Source organism: Paraburkholderia sp. J63 (assembly GCF_905220245.1).
Taxonomy (GTDB): Bacteria; Pseudomonadota; Gammaproteobacteria; order Burkholderiales; family Burkholderiaceae; genus Paraburkholderia.
The window spans coordinates 69,694-84,335 of record NZ_CAJMZF010000002.1 but is presented as its reverse complement, the minus strand read 5'-3'; the positions used below and the strand labels follow the sequence as shown (position 1 = coordinate 84,335).

Below are 14,642 nucleotides of genomic sequence, written 5' to 3'. Positions count from 1 at the left end.
TTACCGTCGGAGCCCGCTTCGACCGAACGTGCCTGTGGGCGCCGTCCCTGCCGCGCGGATTTCCGTGCGTGCAACTCGTTGCATCTCTTCAGACGGGGTGAGCAACCAGCCCCGGGCGCAAGTAAAATATCGGTTTATCGCTTGCCGCCTGCGCACCCTGCGCGGCTCAAGCCCCCGAAGAAACGCCCTTGGATATCCCGCAGAGAACAGCGAGACAACCACGGAGCGGATCAGGAACTTTTTGGCCGTTTGGCCAGCCGTCGCGTTAGCGCTGGGCAAATTATATTCAGAATGAAAGGGTTAGGCAAAATATCCCAGAATCAGGTCGCGAGCGACCAGGTTTCGTTCGTCGAGATCGACGAAGACGCTGCCGGTCAGCGGATCGACAATTTCCTGCTGCGCGTCTGCAAAGGCGTGCCGAAGAGCCATATTTACCGCATCCTGCGCAGCGGGGAAGTGCGCGTGAATAAGGGGCGTATCGACGCGCAATACCGGCTCGAACTCGGCGATCTCGTGCGCGTGCCGCCCATCCGCGTCGCGCAGCCGAGCGAGAGCGCGGCCGCGGCCCCGGTTCCCGCGGCGCACTTCAGCGTGCTCTACGAGGACGATGCGCTGCTCGTCATCGACAAGCCCGCCGGCGTGGCCGTGCATGGCGGCAGCGGCGTGGCCTTCGGCGTCATCGAGCAATTGCGCGAGGCGCGGCCGCACGGCAAGTTCCTCGAACTCGTGCACCGGCTCGACCGCGAGACCTCTGGCGTGCTGATGCTCGCGAAGAAGCGCGCGGCGCTGGTCGGCCTGCACGAGCAGATGCGCGAGAACAAGACGGACAAGCGCTATTACGCGTGCGTCCACGGGGAATGGGCGAGCGACTGGGGGCGCCGGCGCGCCGTGAAGGAACCGCTGCATAAGTATCTGACCCCGGAAGGCGAGCGCCGCGTGCGCGTGCAGCCCGACGGCATGCCGTCGCATACGGTGTTCAATCTTGTCGAGCGCTGGCCCGGCTACGCGCTCGTCGAGGCCGAGCTCAAGACCGGACGCACGCACCAGATTCGCGTGCACCTGGCGCACCTCGGCCTGCCGATCGTCGGCGACGCCAAGTACGGCGACTTCGCGCTCAACAAGGCGCTGGCGCGCAACGGCGCGAAGCCCGGCGTCAAGCGCATGTTCCTGCATGCGCACCGGCTGAAGCTCACGCACCCGATCACGGGCGAAACGCTGCAATTCGAGGCGCCGCTGCCGCCCGAGCTGCGCAGCTTCGTCGGCGAGCTGCGCGCGCAGCGCGAAGCGGCGGGCGAAGGCGGGAGCCACGCCGCCGCGCAACCCGAATGAGGGCGCGGCAAGGCGGGGGCAGCAGTGGTGATCGAAGCGGCGAGCGCCATCGCGCTGGATGCGGCCACGGCTGCCGGAATCGACGCCGCAATGAACCGGGGAGCAAGCCGGACTCAAGAACAACAGTGTTTGGATTTGGAGAAGGACCGCATGGCCCGAGAGCAATTTGACCTGATTGTGTTCGACTGGGACGGCACGCTGATGGACTCGACCGCCCACATCACGCGCAGCATCCAGGCCGCCTGTCGCGACCTGGGGCTGCCCGTGCCCGGCGACGAGGCCGCGAGCTACGTGATCGGCCTTGGCTTGCGCGAGGCGCTGCAGATTGCCGCGCCCACGCTCGATCCCGCCGACTATCCGCGGCTCGTGGAGCGCTACCGCGTCCACTACCTGCTGAAGGACCAGCAGACCGAGCTGTTCTCGGGCGTGCGCGAGATGCTCGCCGAGCTGCGCGACACCGGGTATCTGCTGGCGGTGGCGACGGGCAAGAGCCGGGTCGGACTGAACCGCGCGCTCGCCGAGGCCAATCTCACGAGCCTTTTCGACGGCACGCGCTGCGCCGACGAGACCTTCTCGAAGCCGCATCCGGCCATGCTGCAGGAGCTCACGCGTGAATTGGGGCAGGATCTTGGCCGCACGGTGATGATCGGCGACACGACGCACGATCTGCAGATGGCCGCGAACGCCGGCGCAGCGGGCGTGGGCGTGGCCTACGGCGCGCATTCGTCGGGCGCGCTGGCGGTGCTCGCGCCACAATACATCGCGCCGGACGTGACCGCGCTGGCCACCTGGCTGCGGGAGCACGCATGAGCGCGAACGCGCAGGCGAGCGAGACCGCGCGCCACGCCCCGGTGCGTGTGTGCGCAGCCGAGGAACTCGTCGAAGGCGGCGCGGGCCAGCGCATGAACGCGACCTATGCGGGCGGCGACGCCGTGGTGTTCTTCGTGCGCTACGGCGGCGAGGTGTACGGCTACCTGAACCGCTGCGCGCATGTGCCGATGGAGCTCGATTGGGTCGAAGGGCAGTTCTTCGAGTCGTCGGGGCTCTATATCATGTGCGCGACGCACGGCGCGATCTACCAGCCCGAGACGGGCAAATGTGTGGGCGGCCCGTGTCGCGGCGCCCGGCTGCGCGCGGTGCGCGTCGAGGAACGCGACACGCCGGAGGGCCGTGCGGTATTCTGGCTGCCAGATGACGATTTGAGTCCGACCCCATCCTGATTTCATTGCCTACGCATGTCCGATAATCTGACCCCTGATCCCAACGAGCCCGCGCGTCCCGCGCCCGCCGCGAAGTCCAGCAGCGCCGACGGCGGCAAGCCCGGCTGGGAGCGCGAAGCGCTCGAGCGCATCGCCATGGCCGCGATCACCGAGCAGCGCGCGGCGCGGCGCTGGAGGATCTTCTTCCGCTTCGCGTTTCTCGCGGTGCTCGTGCTGATCGCGTGGAGCGTCCTCGACCTTTCCGGCGCGCGCGTGGACAGCGGCGGGCGCCACACGGCGCTCGTTACGCTTGACGGCGAGATTTCGGCGGATGCGCAGGCCAATGCCGACGACATCAACAGCGCGCTCGATAGTGCCTTCGACGACGACGGCACCGCGGGCGTGATCCTGCACATCGACAGCCCCGGCGGGTCGCCGGTTCAGGCCGGCATCATCAACGACGAGATCCACCGGTTGCGCGCGAAATATCCGGCCATTCCGCTTTACGTGGTCGTGGGCGACATGTGCGCCTCGGGCGGTTACTACGTCGCCGCCGCCGCCGACAAGATCTACGTCAATAAGGCCAGCATCGTCGGCTCGATCGGCGTGCTGATGGACGGCTTCGGCTTTACGGGCCTGATGGACAAGCTCGGCATCCAGCGCCGCCTGCGCACTTCGGGCGAGAACAAGGGCTTTTACGACCCGTTCTCGCCGGATACGCCGAAGATGGACGCGCATGCGCAGGAGATGCTCGACCAGATCCACCAGCAGTTCATCGACGCCGTGAAGGCGGGCCGCGGCAAGCGCCTGAAGGATTCGCCGGACCTGTTCTCGGGCCTGTTCTGGACCGGCCAGAAGAGCGTCGAGCTCGGCCTCGCGGATGGCTTCGGCGACACCGACTACGTGGCGCGCGAGGTCATCAAGGCGCCCGATATTGTCGACTACACGGTCAAGCAGGGCATCACCGACCGCGTGGCGAAGCGCTTCGGCGCGAGCGTCGGCTCGGCGGCCGTGCATTCGCTGATCTCGGGCGGGAAGGTCTCGGTGCGCTGATCCGGCGCTCGCGGATTTCTCGCCGATGTAAAAACAGCCGCTGCGTGATGTGCGCAGCGGCTGTTTCGTTTGTGCTCGCGGCCGGCGATCGGGCCAAAGCATCGGGCCGAAGCATCGGGCCGAAGCGATACGGCGAGCGCGCTCAGACCGCCAGCAGCAGAAAGATCGCGGGCCGCTTGTGCAACTCGGGCGCCGGCTTTTTCTTCCACTCGGCCACGGCGCGGCTCACGATCGTCTCGGAAGGCAGTGTGAGGTCGGCGGCCACGCACACGAGCGTGGAGGGCGCGCAGGTCGCGAGCAGCGCGTCGAGCATCGACTTGTTGCGGTACGGCGTCTCGATAAAGATCTGCGTTTGCTTGCCCTTGCGCGAAATCTGTTCGAGTTCGCGGAGCTTTTTCGTGCGCTCGTTCGCGTCGACGGGCAGGTAGCCGTGGAACGCGAAGCTCTGGCCGTTCAGGCCCGAGGCCATCAGCGCGAGCAGGATCGAGCTCGGCCCGACGAGCGGCACGACCTTGATGCCGCGCTCGTGCGCGCGCCGCACCAGCAGCGCGCCCGGATCGGCCACGGCGGGCACGCCCGCCTCTGAAACGAGCCCCGTGTCGATGCCGGCCAGCAGCGGCGCGAGCAGCTTGTCGACCTCGCCCGCGGGCGTGTTGACATTGAGCTCGCGAATCTCGATCTCCTGGATCGGCCGCGTGGTCCCGACGCGCTTGAGGAACGCGCGCGTGGTCTTGGCGTTCTCGCCGATGTAGCTTGCCAGCGTGCCCGCGCGCTCGCGCACCGGCGCGGGAAGGACGGCGGCGAGCGCGGCGTCGTCGCCGTCACCGAGCGTATTCGGGATCAGGTAGAGCGTGCCCCTGGTCATGGCCGGGCCTCCTGCGGCGCGAGTAGCGGATAGCCGGCGGCGAGCAGCATGCGCGTGAGCGCGACGAGCGGCAGGCCGATCAGGGCGGTGGGGTCGTCGGACTCGATGGCATCGAGCAGCGCGATGCCCAGTCCCTCCGATTTCGCGCTGCCCGCGCAGTCGTAGGGCTGTTCGGCGCGCAAATAGGCGTCGAGCGCGGCGTCGGGGAGGTCGCGAAAGCGCACCTTGGTCACGATATCGACACTAGCCGTTTGGCCAGTAGCGGTGTCGAGCAGACTGAGTGCACTATGGAACAACACTTCGCGGCCGCGCATGGCGCGCAGTTGTTCGAGCGCGCGCTCGTGCGTGCCCGGCTTGCCGATCTGGTGGCCGTCGAAGGTCGCCACCTGGTCGGAGCCGATCACCAGCGCGCGCCCGGCACCGGCCGGCAGTGCGGCGGCCACGGCGCGCGCCTTGGCCTCGGCGAGGCGCAGCGCCGTCGCCTCGGGCGTCTCGCCGGGCTGCGGCGTTTCGTCGATGGCGGGCACGGCGGTGTCGAAGGGAATGCGCAGGCGCTCGAGCAGCTCGCGGCGGTAGCGCGAGCTGGACGCGAGAATCAGCGCGGGGCGGCCCGTTTGGGCGGGTGCAGCGGTATCCTGCATGATGGTCGGATCGTGAGAAAAAGTGTCGTAGGTCGGCGAGCGGACGAGCAATGGAGCAATCGGGCAATAATTTTCGCGAAAGGCGCGGTCAAAAACGGGGGCGGATTTCACTGCGGGCCGCCCCGATCTCGCCGACGAATTTGCCAAAATACTCGCGCCGCACAGCGGCTTGCTGACGTGAGCTTAAGTGTTTGACTCGCAAAGATAAAGACGCTATGATTTTGGGCTTTTCATCGGTACGCTCACCTCGCACGTCTTTGGCGGGCCGCCTGGCAATGAGCCTGGCGCCAGGCATAAAGCACGTGGTGAAGCTCAGCAATTCCGTACCTGAGCGGTACGGGAAGCCGGTTGAAACAGATAAAGAAAGAAGCGGCAGATCGAGAATGCAGATCGGCAGCAGTGTATGGCTTTTTGCGCCGCCTGCGGGCCGCGCGTCTGGAGCAGGAGAGCGTACATGACCGAACAGCCTGGCAAGCCCGCTGGTGTTGCGCTGGATAAAGGCGCGCAGGACAAAGGCGCACTCAACCCGCGCGATCTCGACATCTTCGAATTCGCGCGTAGCGCTCGCAGTGCCGCGGGCACGGTGCGTCTCTCGCAGTTGCCGCGCATGCTGAACGAAGTCCCTGCCGAGGCGCCGGACCGCGACACCGCGTTCACGTGGCAGGCCGAGGGCTTCGCACAACAGGAATTGCAGGACGACGGCACCGAAGGGCCGCAGCCGTATCTGCGGCTCGCGATTCACGGTGGCGCATGGCTTGCGTGCCAGCGTTGCCTCGCTCCCTATGAGCAGGCGTTCAACGCGGACACGGTCTTCCGGATCGTCCAGACGGAAGATGAGGCGGACGAGTTCCCGCTCGACGACGATGAATTCGATGTGATTGTGGGCTCGCGCCATTTCGATCTCGTCGACTTGATCGAAGAGGAGTTGTTGCTCTCGCTGCCGCTCGTGCCGAAGCACGAAGTTTGTCCGGAAATTCACGAAAGCCTCGCCTCGGGTGCCGATGGCGCGGAGGGCGTGGATTCCGTCGACGACGTGCCGGAGCAGGAAATCGAGCCGGAAGAGCGCGTCAACCCGTTTGCGGCGCTCGAATCGCTCAAGAAGGACGGTCCCGGCAGCAAGCACTGAGCTCGGGCATTGCGCTCGATCAGGCCGCTGCAGGTGGCGTGCAGTATCAATTCGTGGGCCCAGTCCCGGAGTCCGGTCATCCCCCAGGGTGGCGGCGGCCGGATCGGGCTGTGTTAGAATTCGGAAAATTTTCAGGAGTTATCATGGCAGTTCAACAAAACAAGAAGTCGCCGTCGAAGCGCGGCATGCACCGCTCGCACGATTTCCTCACGGGCGCGCCGCTGGCTGTCGAGCCGAGCACGGGTGAAGTGCATCTGCGTCACCACATCAGCCCGAACGGCTACTACCGCGGCAAGAAAGTCGTCAAGACCAAGAACGACTAATCGTTCCAGCGTGCGGCGCAGCAACCCCGAAGCGGGTTTCCAGGCAGTGCCGCACATGGCGATTCTGTTCGCTTGACAATTTTTCGGCTCGGCAAAAAGGCGGCATTCAACTGCCGCTTTTTTATGCCTGAAATCCGTCGCATTCCATGACTGTTACGCTCACGATAGATTGCATGGGAGGCGACCACGGTCCGTCCGTGACGGTGCCTGCCGCAGTCAATTTCGTCCGCTCGCATCCCGACGCGCGACTGCAACTGGTGGGCATCGAGACGGCGATCCGCGCCCAGCTCAAGAAGCTGAAGGCGCAGGACGTCTCCGCACTTTCCGTCGTTCCCGCCACCGAGGTCGTCGAAATGGACGATCCGGTCGAAGTCGCCCTTCGCAAGAAGAAAGACTCGTCGATGCGCGTCGCGCTCAATCGCGTGAAAGAGGGCGAGGCGCAGGCCTGCGTCTCGGCCGGCAACACCGGCGCGCTGATGGCGCTCTCGCGCTACGTGCTCAAGACGCTGCCCGGCATCGAGAGGCCGGCCATCGCGTTCGCGCTGCCCAATGCACGCGGCTATACGACGATGCTCGACCTTGGCGCGAACGTCGATTGCGAACCTCAGCATCTGCTGCAATTCGCCGAGATGGGCCACGCGCTCGTCGCCGCGCTCGAGGGCAAGGACCGTCCGACCATCGGGCTCCTGAATATCGGCGAAGAAGTCATCAAGGGCAACGAGACCATCAAGCGCGCAGGCGAGCTGCTGCGCGCGAGCACGCTGAACTTCCGCGGCAACGTGGAGGGCAACGACATTTACAAGGGCACCGTCGACGTCATCGTCTGCGACGGTTTCGTCGGGAATGTCGCGCTCAAGACGTCGGAGGGCCTCGCGCAGATGCTCAACGACATGATCAAGGAAGAGTTCGGCCGCTCGTGGGCGACGAAGCTCATGGCGCTCACCGCGCTGCCGGTCCTCATGCGCTTCAAGAAGCGCGTCGATCACCGCCAGTACAACGGCGCGGCGCTGCTCGGGCTCAAGAGCCTCGTCTTCAAGAGCCATGGCTCGGCCGACGCCTATGCGTTTGAGTGGGCGATCAAACGCGGGTATGATGCCGTCAAAAATGGCGTGCTGGAGCGGCTCGCGCGCGCCATGGAAGAAAACGCCAGTTCGCTCGAACAGGCCGCCGGGGCGCCCCTGGACGGCCAGAACAGCGCCGCCGCAAGGGCTCCCGAGGAGCCGTCCGCGAGTCCATCCGCGAGCTCACCCGGTCAGACGGCGGGCGGCCTGCCGCCCGGCGCCGCATCATCCTCGAAGGCATAATGGCTCAATCGACTCTCTATTCCCGCGTGCTCGGCACGGGCAGTTTCCTTCCGCCTGAGCGCGTCACCAACCAGGACCTGGCCGAGCGGCTCGCCGCACAAGGCGTCGAGACGAGCGACGAGTGGATCGTCGCGCGCACCGGCATCCACGCGCGCCACTTCGCGGCGCCCGACGTCACGACCAGCGATCTCGCGCTTGCCGCCTCGCAGCGCGCACTCGCGGCCGCCGATGTCGACCCGCAATCGGTCGATCTCATCATCGTCGCCACCTCCACGCCCGATTTCGTGTTTCCGAGCACGGCCTGCCTGCTGCAGAACAAGCTCGGCATCCGCAATCACGGCGCGGCGTTCGACGTGCAGGCCGTGTGCTCGGGCTTCGCCTATGCCGTTTCGGTCGCCGACAGCCTGATTCGCAGCGGCCAGCACAAGACGGCGCTCGTGGTGGGCGCGGAAACCTTCTCGCGCATTCTCGACTTCAACGACCGCACGACCTGCGTGCTGTTCGGCGACGGCGCGGGCGCGATCGTGCTGCAGGCTTCCAGCGAACCGGGCGTGCTCTCGAGCGCGCTGCACGCCGATGGCAGCTACGCGCACATCCTCTGCACGCCGGGCAACGTGAACGGCGGCGTGATCGCCGGCAACGCATTCCTGCACATGGACGGCCAGGCCGTCTTCAAGCTCGCCGTGAACGTGCTCGAGAAAGTCGCGATCGAGGCGCTCGAAAAGGCGCAACTGAGCGCCGACCAGATCGACTGGCTGATTCCGCACCAGGCCAACATCCGCATCATGCAGGGCACCTGCCGCAAGCTCGGCATGCCCCAGGAGCGCATGGTGGTCACCGTGGGCGAGCACGGCAATACCTCGGCGGCTTCGATTCCGCTCGCATTCGACGTCGCAGTGCGCGACGGCCGCATCAAGCGCGGCCACAACGTGCTGATCGAAGGCGTCGGCGGCGGCTTTACCTGGGGCGCCTCCGTCATCCGCTTCTGAGCCACCCGAAACGGGTGCTCCCCTGGCCGCAGGCGCCACGCGCGCGGCCCGGGAGCGGTTCATCGGAGCGTATCGCCCATCCGTTTTGATCGAATTTTGGGGACGTTATGAAATTCGTGTTCGTTTTTCCAGGACAAGGCTCGCAGGCCGTCGGCATGCTCGACGCCTTCGGCGATAACGCCGTCGTGCGCGAGACGCTCAAGGAAGCGTCCGACGCGCTCAATCAGGACCTCGGCAAGCTGATCGCCGAAGGTCCGGCCGACGAGCTCAACCTCACCACCAACACGCAGCCGGTCATGCTCACCGCCGCCTATGCCGTCTATCGCGCATGGCAGGCGGCGGGCGGCCCGGCGCCTGCGATCGTCGCGGGCCATAGCCTCGGCGAATACACGGCGCTCGTGGCCGCGGGCGTGCTCGCCTTCCGCGACGCCGTTCCGCTCGTGCGCTTTCGCGCCCAGGCGATGCAAAACGCGGTGCCGGTGGGCGAGGGCGGCATGGCCGCTGTGCTCGGCCTCGACGACGACACCGTGCGCGCCGTTTGCGCCGAAGCCGCTACGGCAAGCGGCGGCGTGGTCGAAGCCGTCAACTTCAACGCGCCGGCCCAGGTCGTGATCGCGGGCCACAAGGCCGCGGTCGAAAAGGCCTGCGAGATCGCCAAGGCCACGGGCGCCAAGCGCGCGCTTCCGCTACCGGTTTCGGCGCCGTTCCACTCGTCGCTGCTCAAGCCCGCTTCGGACCAGCTGCGCGAGTACCTCACGAGCGTCACGCTCAACGCACCGCAGATCCCGGTCGTGAACAATGTCGACGTGGCCTTCGAGACCGATCCCGCGAAGATCCGCGACGCGCTCGTGCGCCAGGCCGCGGGCCCGGTGCGCTGGGTCGAATGCGTGAAGGCGATTGCCGCACAAGGCGCGACGCACGTGATCGAATGCGGTCCGGGCAAGGTGCTCGCGGGCCTCACCAAGCGCATCGACGGCAATCTCGTCGGCGCCTCGGTGGCCGATCCGAAGTCGCTCGACGAAGCGCTCGCGCTCGTCAAGGCCTGAGCCGCGGCATCAGGGAAGCATCGACTGGCATCAAAAAGCTCCAACGCAACGGATTCAACGATGGAAAAGACTCTCGATAATCAAGCCGCGATCGTGACCGGCGCTTCGCGCGGCATCGGCCGGGCGATCGCGCTCGAACTGGCGCGCCAGGGCGCGACGGTGATCGGCACGGCCACGAGCGAAGCGGGCGCGCAGGCCATCACCGCGGCTTTCGAAGCTGCAGGCGTGAAGGGCCGCGGCGCGGTGCTCAACGTCAACGACGCGGCCGCGGCCGAAGCGCTCATCGACGCGACGGTCAAGGAGTTCGGCGGCCTCGCGATTCTCGTCAATAATGCGGGCATCACGCAGGACAACCTGGCGATGCGCATGAAGGACGACGAGTGGGATTCGGTGATCGACACCAACCTGAAGTCGGTGTTCCGCCTCTCGCGCGCCGTGCTGCGCCCGATGATGAAGGCGCGCACCGGCCGCATCATCAACATCACCTCGGTGGTCGGCTCGTCGGGCAATCCGGGCCAGGCCAACTACGCGGCGGCCAAGGCCGGCGTCGCGGGCATGACGCGTGCGCTCGCGCGCGAAATCGGCAGCCGCGGCATCACCGTGAACTGCGTGGCGCCGGGCTTCATCGACACCGACATGACCAAGGATCTGCCCGCCGAGCAGCAGGCCGCGCTCAAGCAGCAGATCCCGCTCGGGCGCCTCGGCAGCCCGGAAGACATCGCGCATGCAGTCGTTTTTCTCGCCTCGGCGCAGGCGGGCTATATCACGGGCACTACGTTGCACGTAAATGGCGGGATGTATATGTCTTAACCGGATTCGGGTACTATCCGCGCCTTGATGCGCCTGTGCGAATCACCTCGCCGGGCGCGGTCGCGGATAGCCGTTCCGGAACCGCGAGCGCCGCTTTTCTGCCAGGTCAAACCTGATAAAATGCGCGCACTCGCATTTATGAGCTCACTTTTTTCCCTTGGAGGGGTAATGGACAACATCGAACAGCGCGTCAAGAAGATCGTCGCCGAGCAACTGGGCGTCGCCGAAGCTGAAATCAAGAACGAAGCTTCGTTCGTGAACGATCTGGGCGCAGACTCGCTCGACACCGTGGAACTGGTGATGGCCCTCGAAGACGAATTCGGCATGGAAATCCCCGACGAGGAAGCCGAGAAGATCACGACGGTTCAGCAAGCGATCGACTACGCTCGCGCGAACGTCAAGGCCTAAGGCGCCTGACGCCTGCACGGCCGGCGCGCACACGCAAGTGGCGCTGCTTGTGGCCTGCGAGGACGCTCGCCCGTGAAACCGCGAAAGCCCGCCGCACCTGCTGCGGGACATCTGCCGGTCAACTAGCCACAGGGCTCACAGGAGCATTTCCTGTGGCCTCTGTGGCTTTTGTTTTGTCATCTATGGAAAAGGGGTTACCGTGAGCCGCCGTCGAGTTGTTGTTACAGGCCTGGGGCTGATTTCGCCTGTTGGCAATAATGTTGCCGACGGGTGGGCCAATCTGGTCGCCGGCAAGTCCGGCATCGCCAACATCACGAAGTTCGACGCTACGAACTTCTCGACCCGTTTTGCCGGTGAAGTGAAGGGCTTCAACGTCGAAGATTACATGCCGGCGAAAGAAGCGCGTCACATGGACACGTTCATCCACTACGGCATCGCCGCGGGGATGCAGGCGATCAAGGACAGTGGCCTCGAAGTCACCGAGGCGAACGCGGAGCGCATCGGCGTGAACGTCGGCTCGGGCATCGGCGGTCTGCCGATGATCGAAGTCACGCAAACCGAACTGCTCAACCGCGGTCCGCGCCGTATCTCGCCGTTCTTCGTGCCGGCCTCGATCATCAACATGATCTCGGGCCATCTGTCGATCAAGTACGGCCTCAAGGGCCCGAATCTGGCGATGGTCACGGCTTGCACGACCGGCCTGCATTGCATCGGCGAAGCGTCGCGTCTGATCGAATACGGCGACTGCGACGTGATGATCGCGGGCGGCGCGGAATCGACTGTCTCGCCGCTCGGCATCGGGGGCTTCGCGGCGGCGCGCGCGCTCTCGCAGCGCAACGACGACCCGGCGACGGCGAGCCGTCCGTGGGACAAGGACCGTGACGGCTTCGTGCTCGGCGAAGGCGCGGGCGTGATGGTGCTCGAGGAGTACGAGCACGCGAAGGCGCGCGGCGCGAAGATCTACGCGGAAATCGGCGGCTACGGCATGAGCGGCGACGCGTATCACATGACCGCTCCGCCGGAAGATGGCGACGGCGCACGCCGCTGCATGATCGCCGCGCTGAAGAACGCGGGCGTCAACGCCAGCGAAGTCAACTGGCTCAGCGCCCACGGCACCTCGACGCCGCTTGGCGACCTCGCGGAAACCATCGCGATCAAGCGCGCGTTCGGCGACCACTCGAAGGACATCGTCGTGAACTCGACCAAGTCGATGACGGGCCACCTGCTGGGTGGTTCGGGCGGCCTGGAATCGGTATTCACGGTGCTGGCCGTGCACAACCAGGTTTCGCCGCCGACGATCAACATCTTCAACCAAGATCCGGAATGCGATCTGGACTACTGCGCGAACACCGCGCGGGACATGAAGATCGACGTCGCGCTGAAGAACTCGTTCGGCTTCGGCGGCACGAACGGCACGCTCGTGTTCAAGCGTCACGCTTGAGCGGCATGTGAGCCGAATGTGATCGCCACGAGCGACACAGCGGCCGCGCCGGCGAAGCTGCACGCGCCGGCCGGCCGCGACACCCTTTCCGATGCGCGGCGCATGCGTGCGCCGCGTATTGCCTTGCGCCCGTCCTGGGTGCTTCAGGCCTTTCTTCTCGTTGGCGTGCTGATTGCCGCCGCGGCGTTTTTTACGACGCTGGTATCGTGGCTTGGCGCGTGGCGCGCAACGCCGCCCGCGCTCGCGCTGGGTGCAGCCGGGCTGCTCGCTTTCCAGGTCTGGCACCGTGCGCAGCCGGCTTTCATCGATATCGGGACGGATCGCTTCGCTGCTTTTTCACGCGCGGGCGCCTGTCTGGTCGATGGCCGCCTTGTCGGCGCTTCGCAGTGGGGCGCGGCGTTGCTCGCGCTCGTGGTCGAAGATGGCGGACGCCGCAAGACGCTGCTCGTGGCCGCCGATTCCCTCGACGCCGAATCCTTCCGCATCCTCGCCGTGAGCGCGCGCAGCGCATCCGGCCGGGCATCCGGCTGATAAGCGAAGCGCCACTGCGCCTCCCCGACGTTTCGCCCACCCGCACTTGTCCCGATTGCCGGCATTGTCTTTCGCCGTGCCGCCCCCATCTGTTCTTGTCCTGTGCCTGCCAGAGCGCTGTAACGACTGTAACGGCTGTTACGCGCGTAACGTGGCACCGTGGCGGTAACGCTACAATGGTGCCCCCGCGTCTACTTCAATGAGCTAACGGATTTTTCAGGTGAGCGAAAAAGAAATCGACCAGGTGCTGGTCGAACGCGTGCAAAAAGGCGACAAGGCCGCGTTCGAACTGCTGGTCTCCAAGTACCATCGCAAGATCATCCGCCTGATCTCGCGCCTCGTGCGGGACCCCGCGGAGGTCGAGGACGTGGCCCAGGACGCCTTCATCAAGGCCTATCGGGCACTACCGCAGTTTCGTGGCGAATCCGCTTTCTATACGTGGTTGTACCGAATTGCCGTCAATACCGCGAAGAACTACCTTGCGACCCAGGGAAGACGCGCCCCCACATCCACCGAAGCGGATGCTGAAGAAGCGGAAACTTTCTCGGACGCCGATCAACTAAGGGATATCAACACGCCAGAGTCGATGTTGATGAGCAAGCAGATCGCAGAGACGGTCAATGCTGCGATGGCGGTTTTACCGGAAGAGTTGCGCACCGCCATTACTCTTCGTGAAATTGAAGGTTTGAGCTACGAGGAAATTGCTGAAATGATGGGGTGCCCGATCGGCACCGTCAGATCGAGAATTTTCCGCGCTCGCGAAGCCATTGCGGCAAAATTGCGTCCGCTGCTGGACACACCGGAAGGCAAGCGCTGGTAATACGCCAGCCTCGCGCCGGGCACGGACGCAATTCAACTGGATGTGGGTGTGTGTCACTACAGGCTCACTACGGGGTCACTACGGGCTCTGTAAGGAAATGGGGAGCATCATGGGGTCGGTTTCGATGCAATCGGTGTCAAGCTCGCGCGGCGAGCAACTGTCCGCCTTCGTCGACGGCGAAATGGCCGGCGATGAACAGCATCTGAACGCTATTCTTTCTGGACTCGATCAAGCGGGCCGCACGGCCTGGTCGAGCTATCACCTGATCGGCGACGTGCTGCGCTCCGACGACCTGGCGATGAGCCCGGCCGCGAGCCAGTCGTTCATGGCGGGCTTCGCGGCCCGCTTCGAGGCCGAGCCGCAAGTGCTGGCGCCAGCGGCCTTGCCGGCTGCGGCATCAGCGCATAACGGTCGCGTCTCGCGCATTCTGGCGCTGCGCCGCCGTGTCGTGCCGTCGCTGGCCGTGGCCGCCGCGGCCGCCACGCTCACGTGGATCGTCATGCCGCAGATGCGCAGTGCCGGCATGGCCGGCGCGCCGCAGATCGCCTCGGTACAGTCTGCCGGCGATCCGGTCCAGCGCGTAGCCATGAACACGGCGCCGGTGCAAACGGTGGCCGCGCAAGACGGCAACATCATCCGCGACGCGCGTCTGGACGAATATCTCGAAGCGCACCAGCAGTTCGCGCAGCAACCGGTCATGAGCGATTCGATGCCGTTCATCCGGTCCGCCGCCCTTACCACGCAAGGCCAGTAAAGT

Annotated in this window: 17 protein-coding genes; 15 read left to right on the top strand and 2 right to left on the bottom strand. The window is 65.5% G+C overall.

What is annotated here, in order from left to right; translation table 11 throughout:
* Positions 1 to 291: 291 nt before the first annotated feature.
* From U5775_RS02665 to U5775_RS02650, 4 genes are all read left to right on the top strand, one after another.
* Positions 292 to 1,329 (top strand): RluA family pseudouridine synthase, encoded by a 1,038-nt coding sequence (locus U5775_RS02665; RefSeq protein WP_322056579.1) that lies wholly within the window; start codon positions 292 to 294, stop codon positions 1,327 to 1,329.
* A gap of 150 nt (positions 1,330 to 1,479) precedes the next feature.
* Positions 1,480 to 2,139 (top strand): HAD-IIIA family hydrolase, encoded by a 660-nt coding sequence (locus U5775_RS02660; RefSeq protein WP_322056578.1) that lies wholly within the window; start codon positions 1,480 to 1,482, stop codon positions 2,137 to 2,139.
* Positions 2,136 to 2,549 (top strand): Rieske (2Fe-2S) protein, encoded by a 414-nt coding sequence (locus tag U5775_RS02655; RefSeq protein WP_322056577.1) that lies wholly within the window; start codon positions 2,136 to 2,138, stop codon positions 2,547 to 2,549. The genes U5775_RS02660 and U5775_RS02655 overlap by 4 nt, the downstream gene beginning before the upstream one ends.
* 15 nt (positions 2,550 to 2,564) lie before the next feature.
* Complete coding sequence (locus tag U5775_RS02650) at positions 2,565 to 3,581, top strand: S49 family peptidase (RefSeq protein WP_322056576.1); 1,017 nt, start codon at positions 2,565 to 2,567, stop codon at positions 3,579 to 3,581.
* A 142-nt stretch (positions 3,582 to 3,723) separates the two neighbouring features.
* On the opposite strand, the gene U5775_RS02645 is transcribed toward U5775_RS02650, so the two are convergent.
* A complete protein-coding gene (locus U5775_RS02645) occupies positions 3,724 to 4,446 on the bottom strand; it encodes an SAM-dependent methyltransferase (protein WP_322056575.1) in 723 nt (240 codons plus the stop codon).
* Entirely contained in the window at positions 4,443 to 5,087 is a 645-nt protein-coding gene (locus U5775_RS02640; RefSeq protein ID WP_322056574.1) for a Maf-like protein, read from the bottom strand. The genes U5775_RS02645 and U5775_RS02640 overlap by 4 nt, the downstream gene beginning before the upstream one ends.
* A gap of 454 nt (positions 5,088 to 5,541) precedes the next feature.
* On the opposite strand from U5775_RS02640, the gene U5775_RS02635 reads away from it, so the two are divergent.
* The 11 genes from U5775_RS02635 to U5775_RS02585 all read left to right on the top strand — a co-directional run bounded on the left by U5775_RS02635 (position 5,542) and on the right by U5775_RS02585 (position 14,639).
* Entirely contained in the window at positions 5,542 to 6,213 is a 672-nt protein-coding gene (locus tag U5775_RS02635) for a DUF177 domain-containing protein (RefSeq protein ID WP_322056573.1), read from the top strand.
* 143 nt (positions 6,214 to 6,356) lie between these two features.
* Positions 6,357 to 6,536, top strand: coding sequence for a 50S ribosomal protein L32 (gene rpmF, locus U5775_RS02630; protein WP_018441573.1), 180 nt, complete (start codon positions 6,357 to 6,359; stop codon positions 6,534 to 6,536).
* Positions 6,537 to 6,682: 146 nt separating this feature from the next.
* Positions 6,683 to 7,840 carry a phosphate acyltransferase PlsX gene (gene plsX, locus U5775_RS02625; protein ID WP_322056572.1) on the top strand — a complete coding sequence of 386 codons (1,158 nt, stop codon included), beginning with the start codon at positions 6,683 to 6,685 and terminating at the stop codon, positions 7,838 to 7,840.
* On the top strand, positions 7,840 to 8,829 hold the full coding sequence (locus U5775_RS02620; RefSeq protein WP_322056571.1) for a beta-ketoacyl-ACP synthase III: 990 nt from the start codon (positions 7,840 to 7,842) through the stop codon (positions 8,827 to 8,829). The genes plsX and U5775_RS02620 overlap by 1 nt, the downstream gene beginning before the upstream one ends.
* 107 nt (positions 8,830 to 8,936) lie before the next feature.
* Positions 8,937 to 9,875: an ACP S-malonyltransferase gene (gene fabD, locus U5775_RS02615; RefSeq protein WP_322056570.1), complete on the top strand. Its 939-nt coding sequence runs from the start codon at positions 8,937 to 8,939 to the stop codon at positions 9,873 to 9,875.
* Between the two features lie 60 nt (positions 9,876 to 9,935).
* Positions 9,936 to 10,685: a 3-oxoacyl-ACP reductase FabG gene (gene fabG / locus U5775_RS02610; RefSeq protein ID WP_322056569.1), complete on the top strand. Its 750-nt coding sequence runs from the start codon at positions 9,936 to 9,938 to the stop codon at positions 10,683 to 10,685.
* 168 nt (positions 10,686 to 10,853) lie between these two features.
* On the top strand, positions 10,854 to 11,093 hold the full coding sequence (gene acpP / locus U5775_RS02605) for an acyl carrier protein (protein WP_004197638.1): 240 nt from the start codon (positions 10,854 to 10,856) through the stop codon (positions 11,091 to 11,093).
* 199 nt (positions 11,094 to 11,292) lie between these two features.
* Complete coding sequence (gene fabF, locus U5775_RS02600) at positions 11,293 to 12,534, top strand: beta-ketoacyl-ACP synthase II (RefSeq protein WP_322056568.1); 1,242 nt, start codon at positions 11,293 to 11,295, stop codon at positions 12,532 to 12,534.
* A gap of 18 nt (positions 12,535 to 12,552) precedes the next feature.
* Positions 12,553 to 13,065, top strand: a complete 513-nt coding sequence (locus U5775_RS02595) for a protein YgfX (RefSeq protein ID WP_322056567.1) — start codon at positions 12,553 to 12,555, stop codon at positions 13,063 to 13,065.
* 220 nt (positions 13,066 to 13,285) lie between these two features.
* A complete protein-coding gene (rpoE, locus tag U5775_RS02590) occupies positions 13,286 to 13,885 on the top strand; it encodes an RNA polymerase sigma factor RpoE (RefSeq protein ID WP_028215987.1) in 600 nt (199 codons plus the stop codon).
* A gap of 109 nt (positions 13,886 to 13,994) precedes the next feature.
* Positions 13,995 to 14,639, top strand: a complete 645-nt coding sequence (locus U5775_RS02585; RefSeq protein ID WP_322056566.1) for a sigma-E factor negative regulatory protein — start codon at positions 13,995 to 13,997, stop codon at positions 14,637 to 14,639.
* Positions 14,640 to 14,642: the final 3 nt, after the last annotated feature.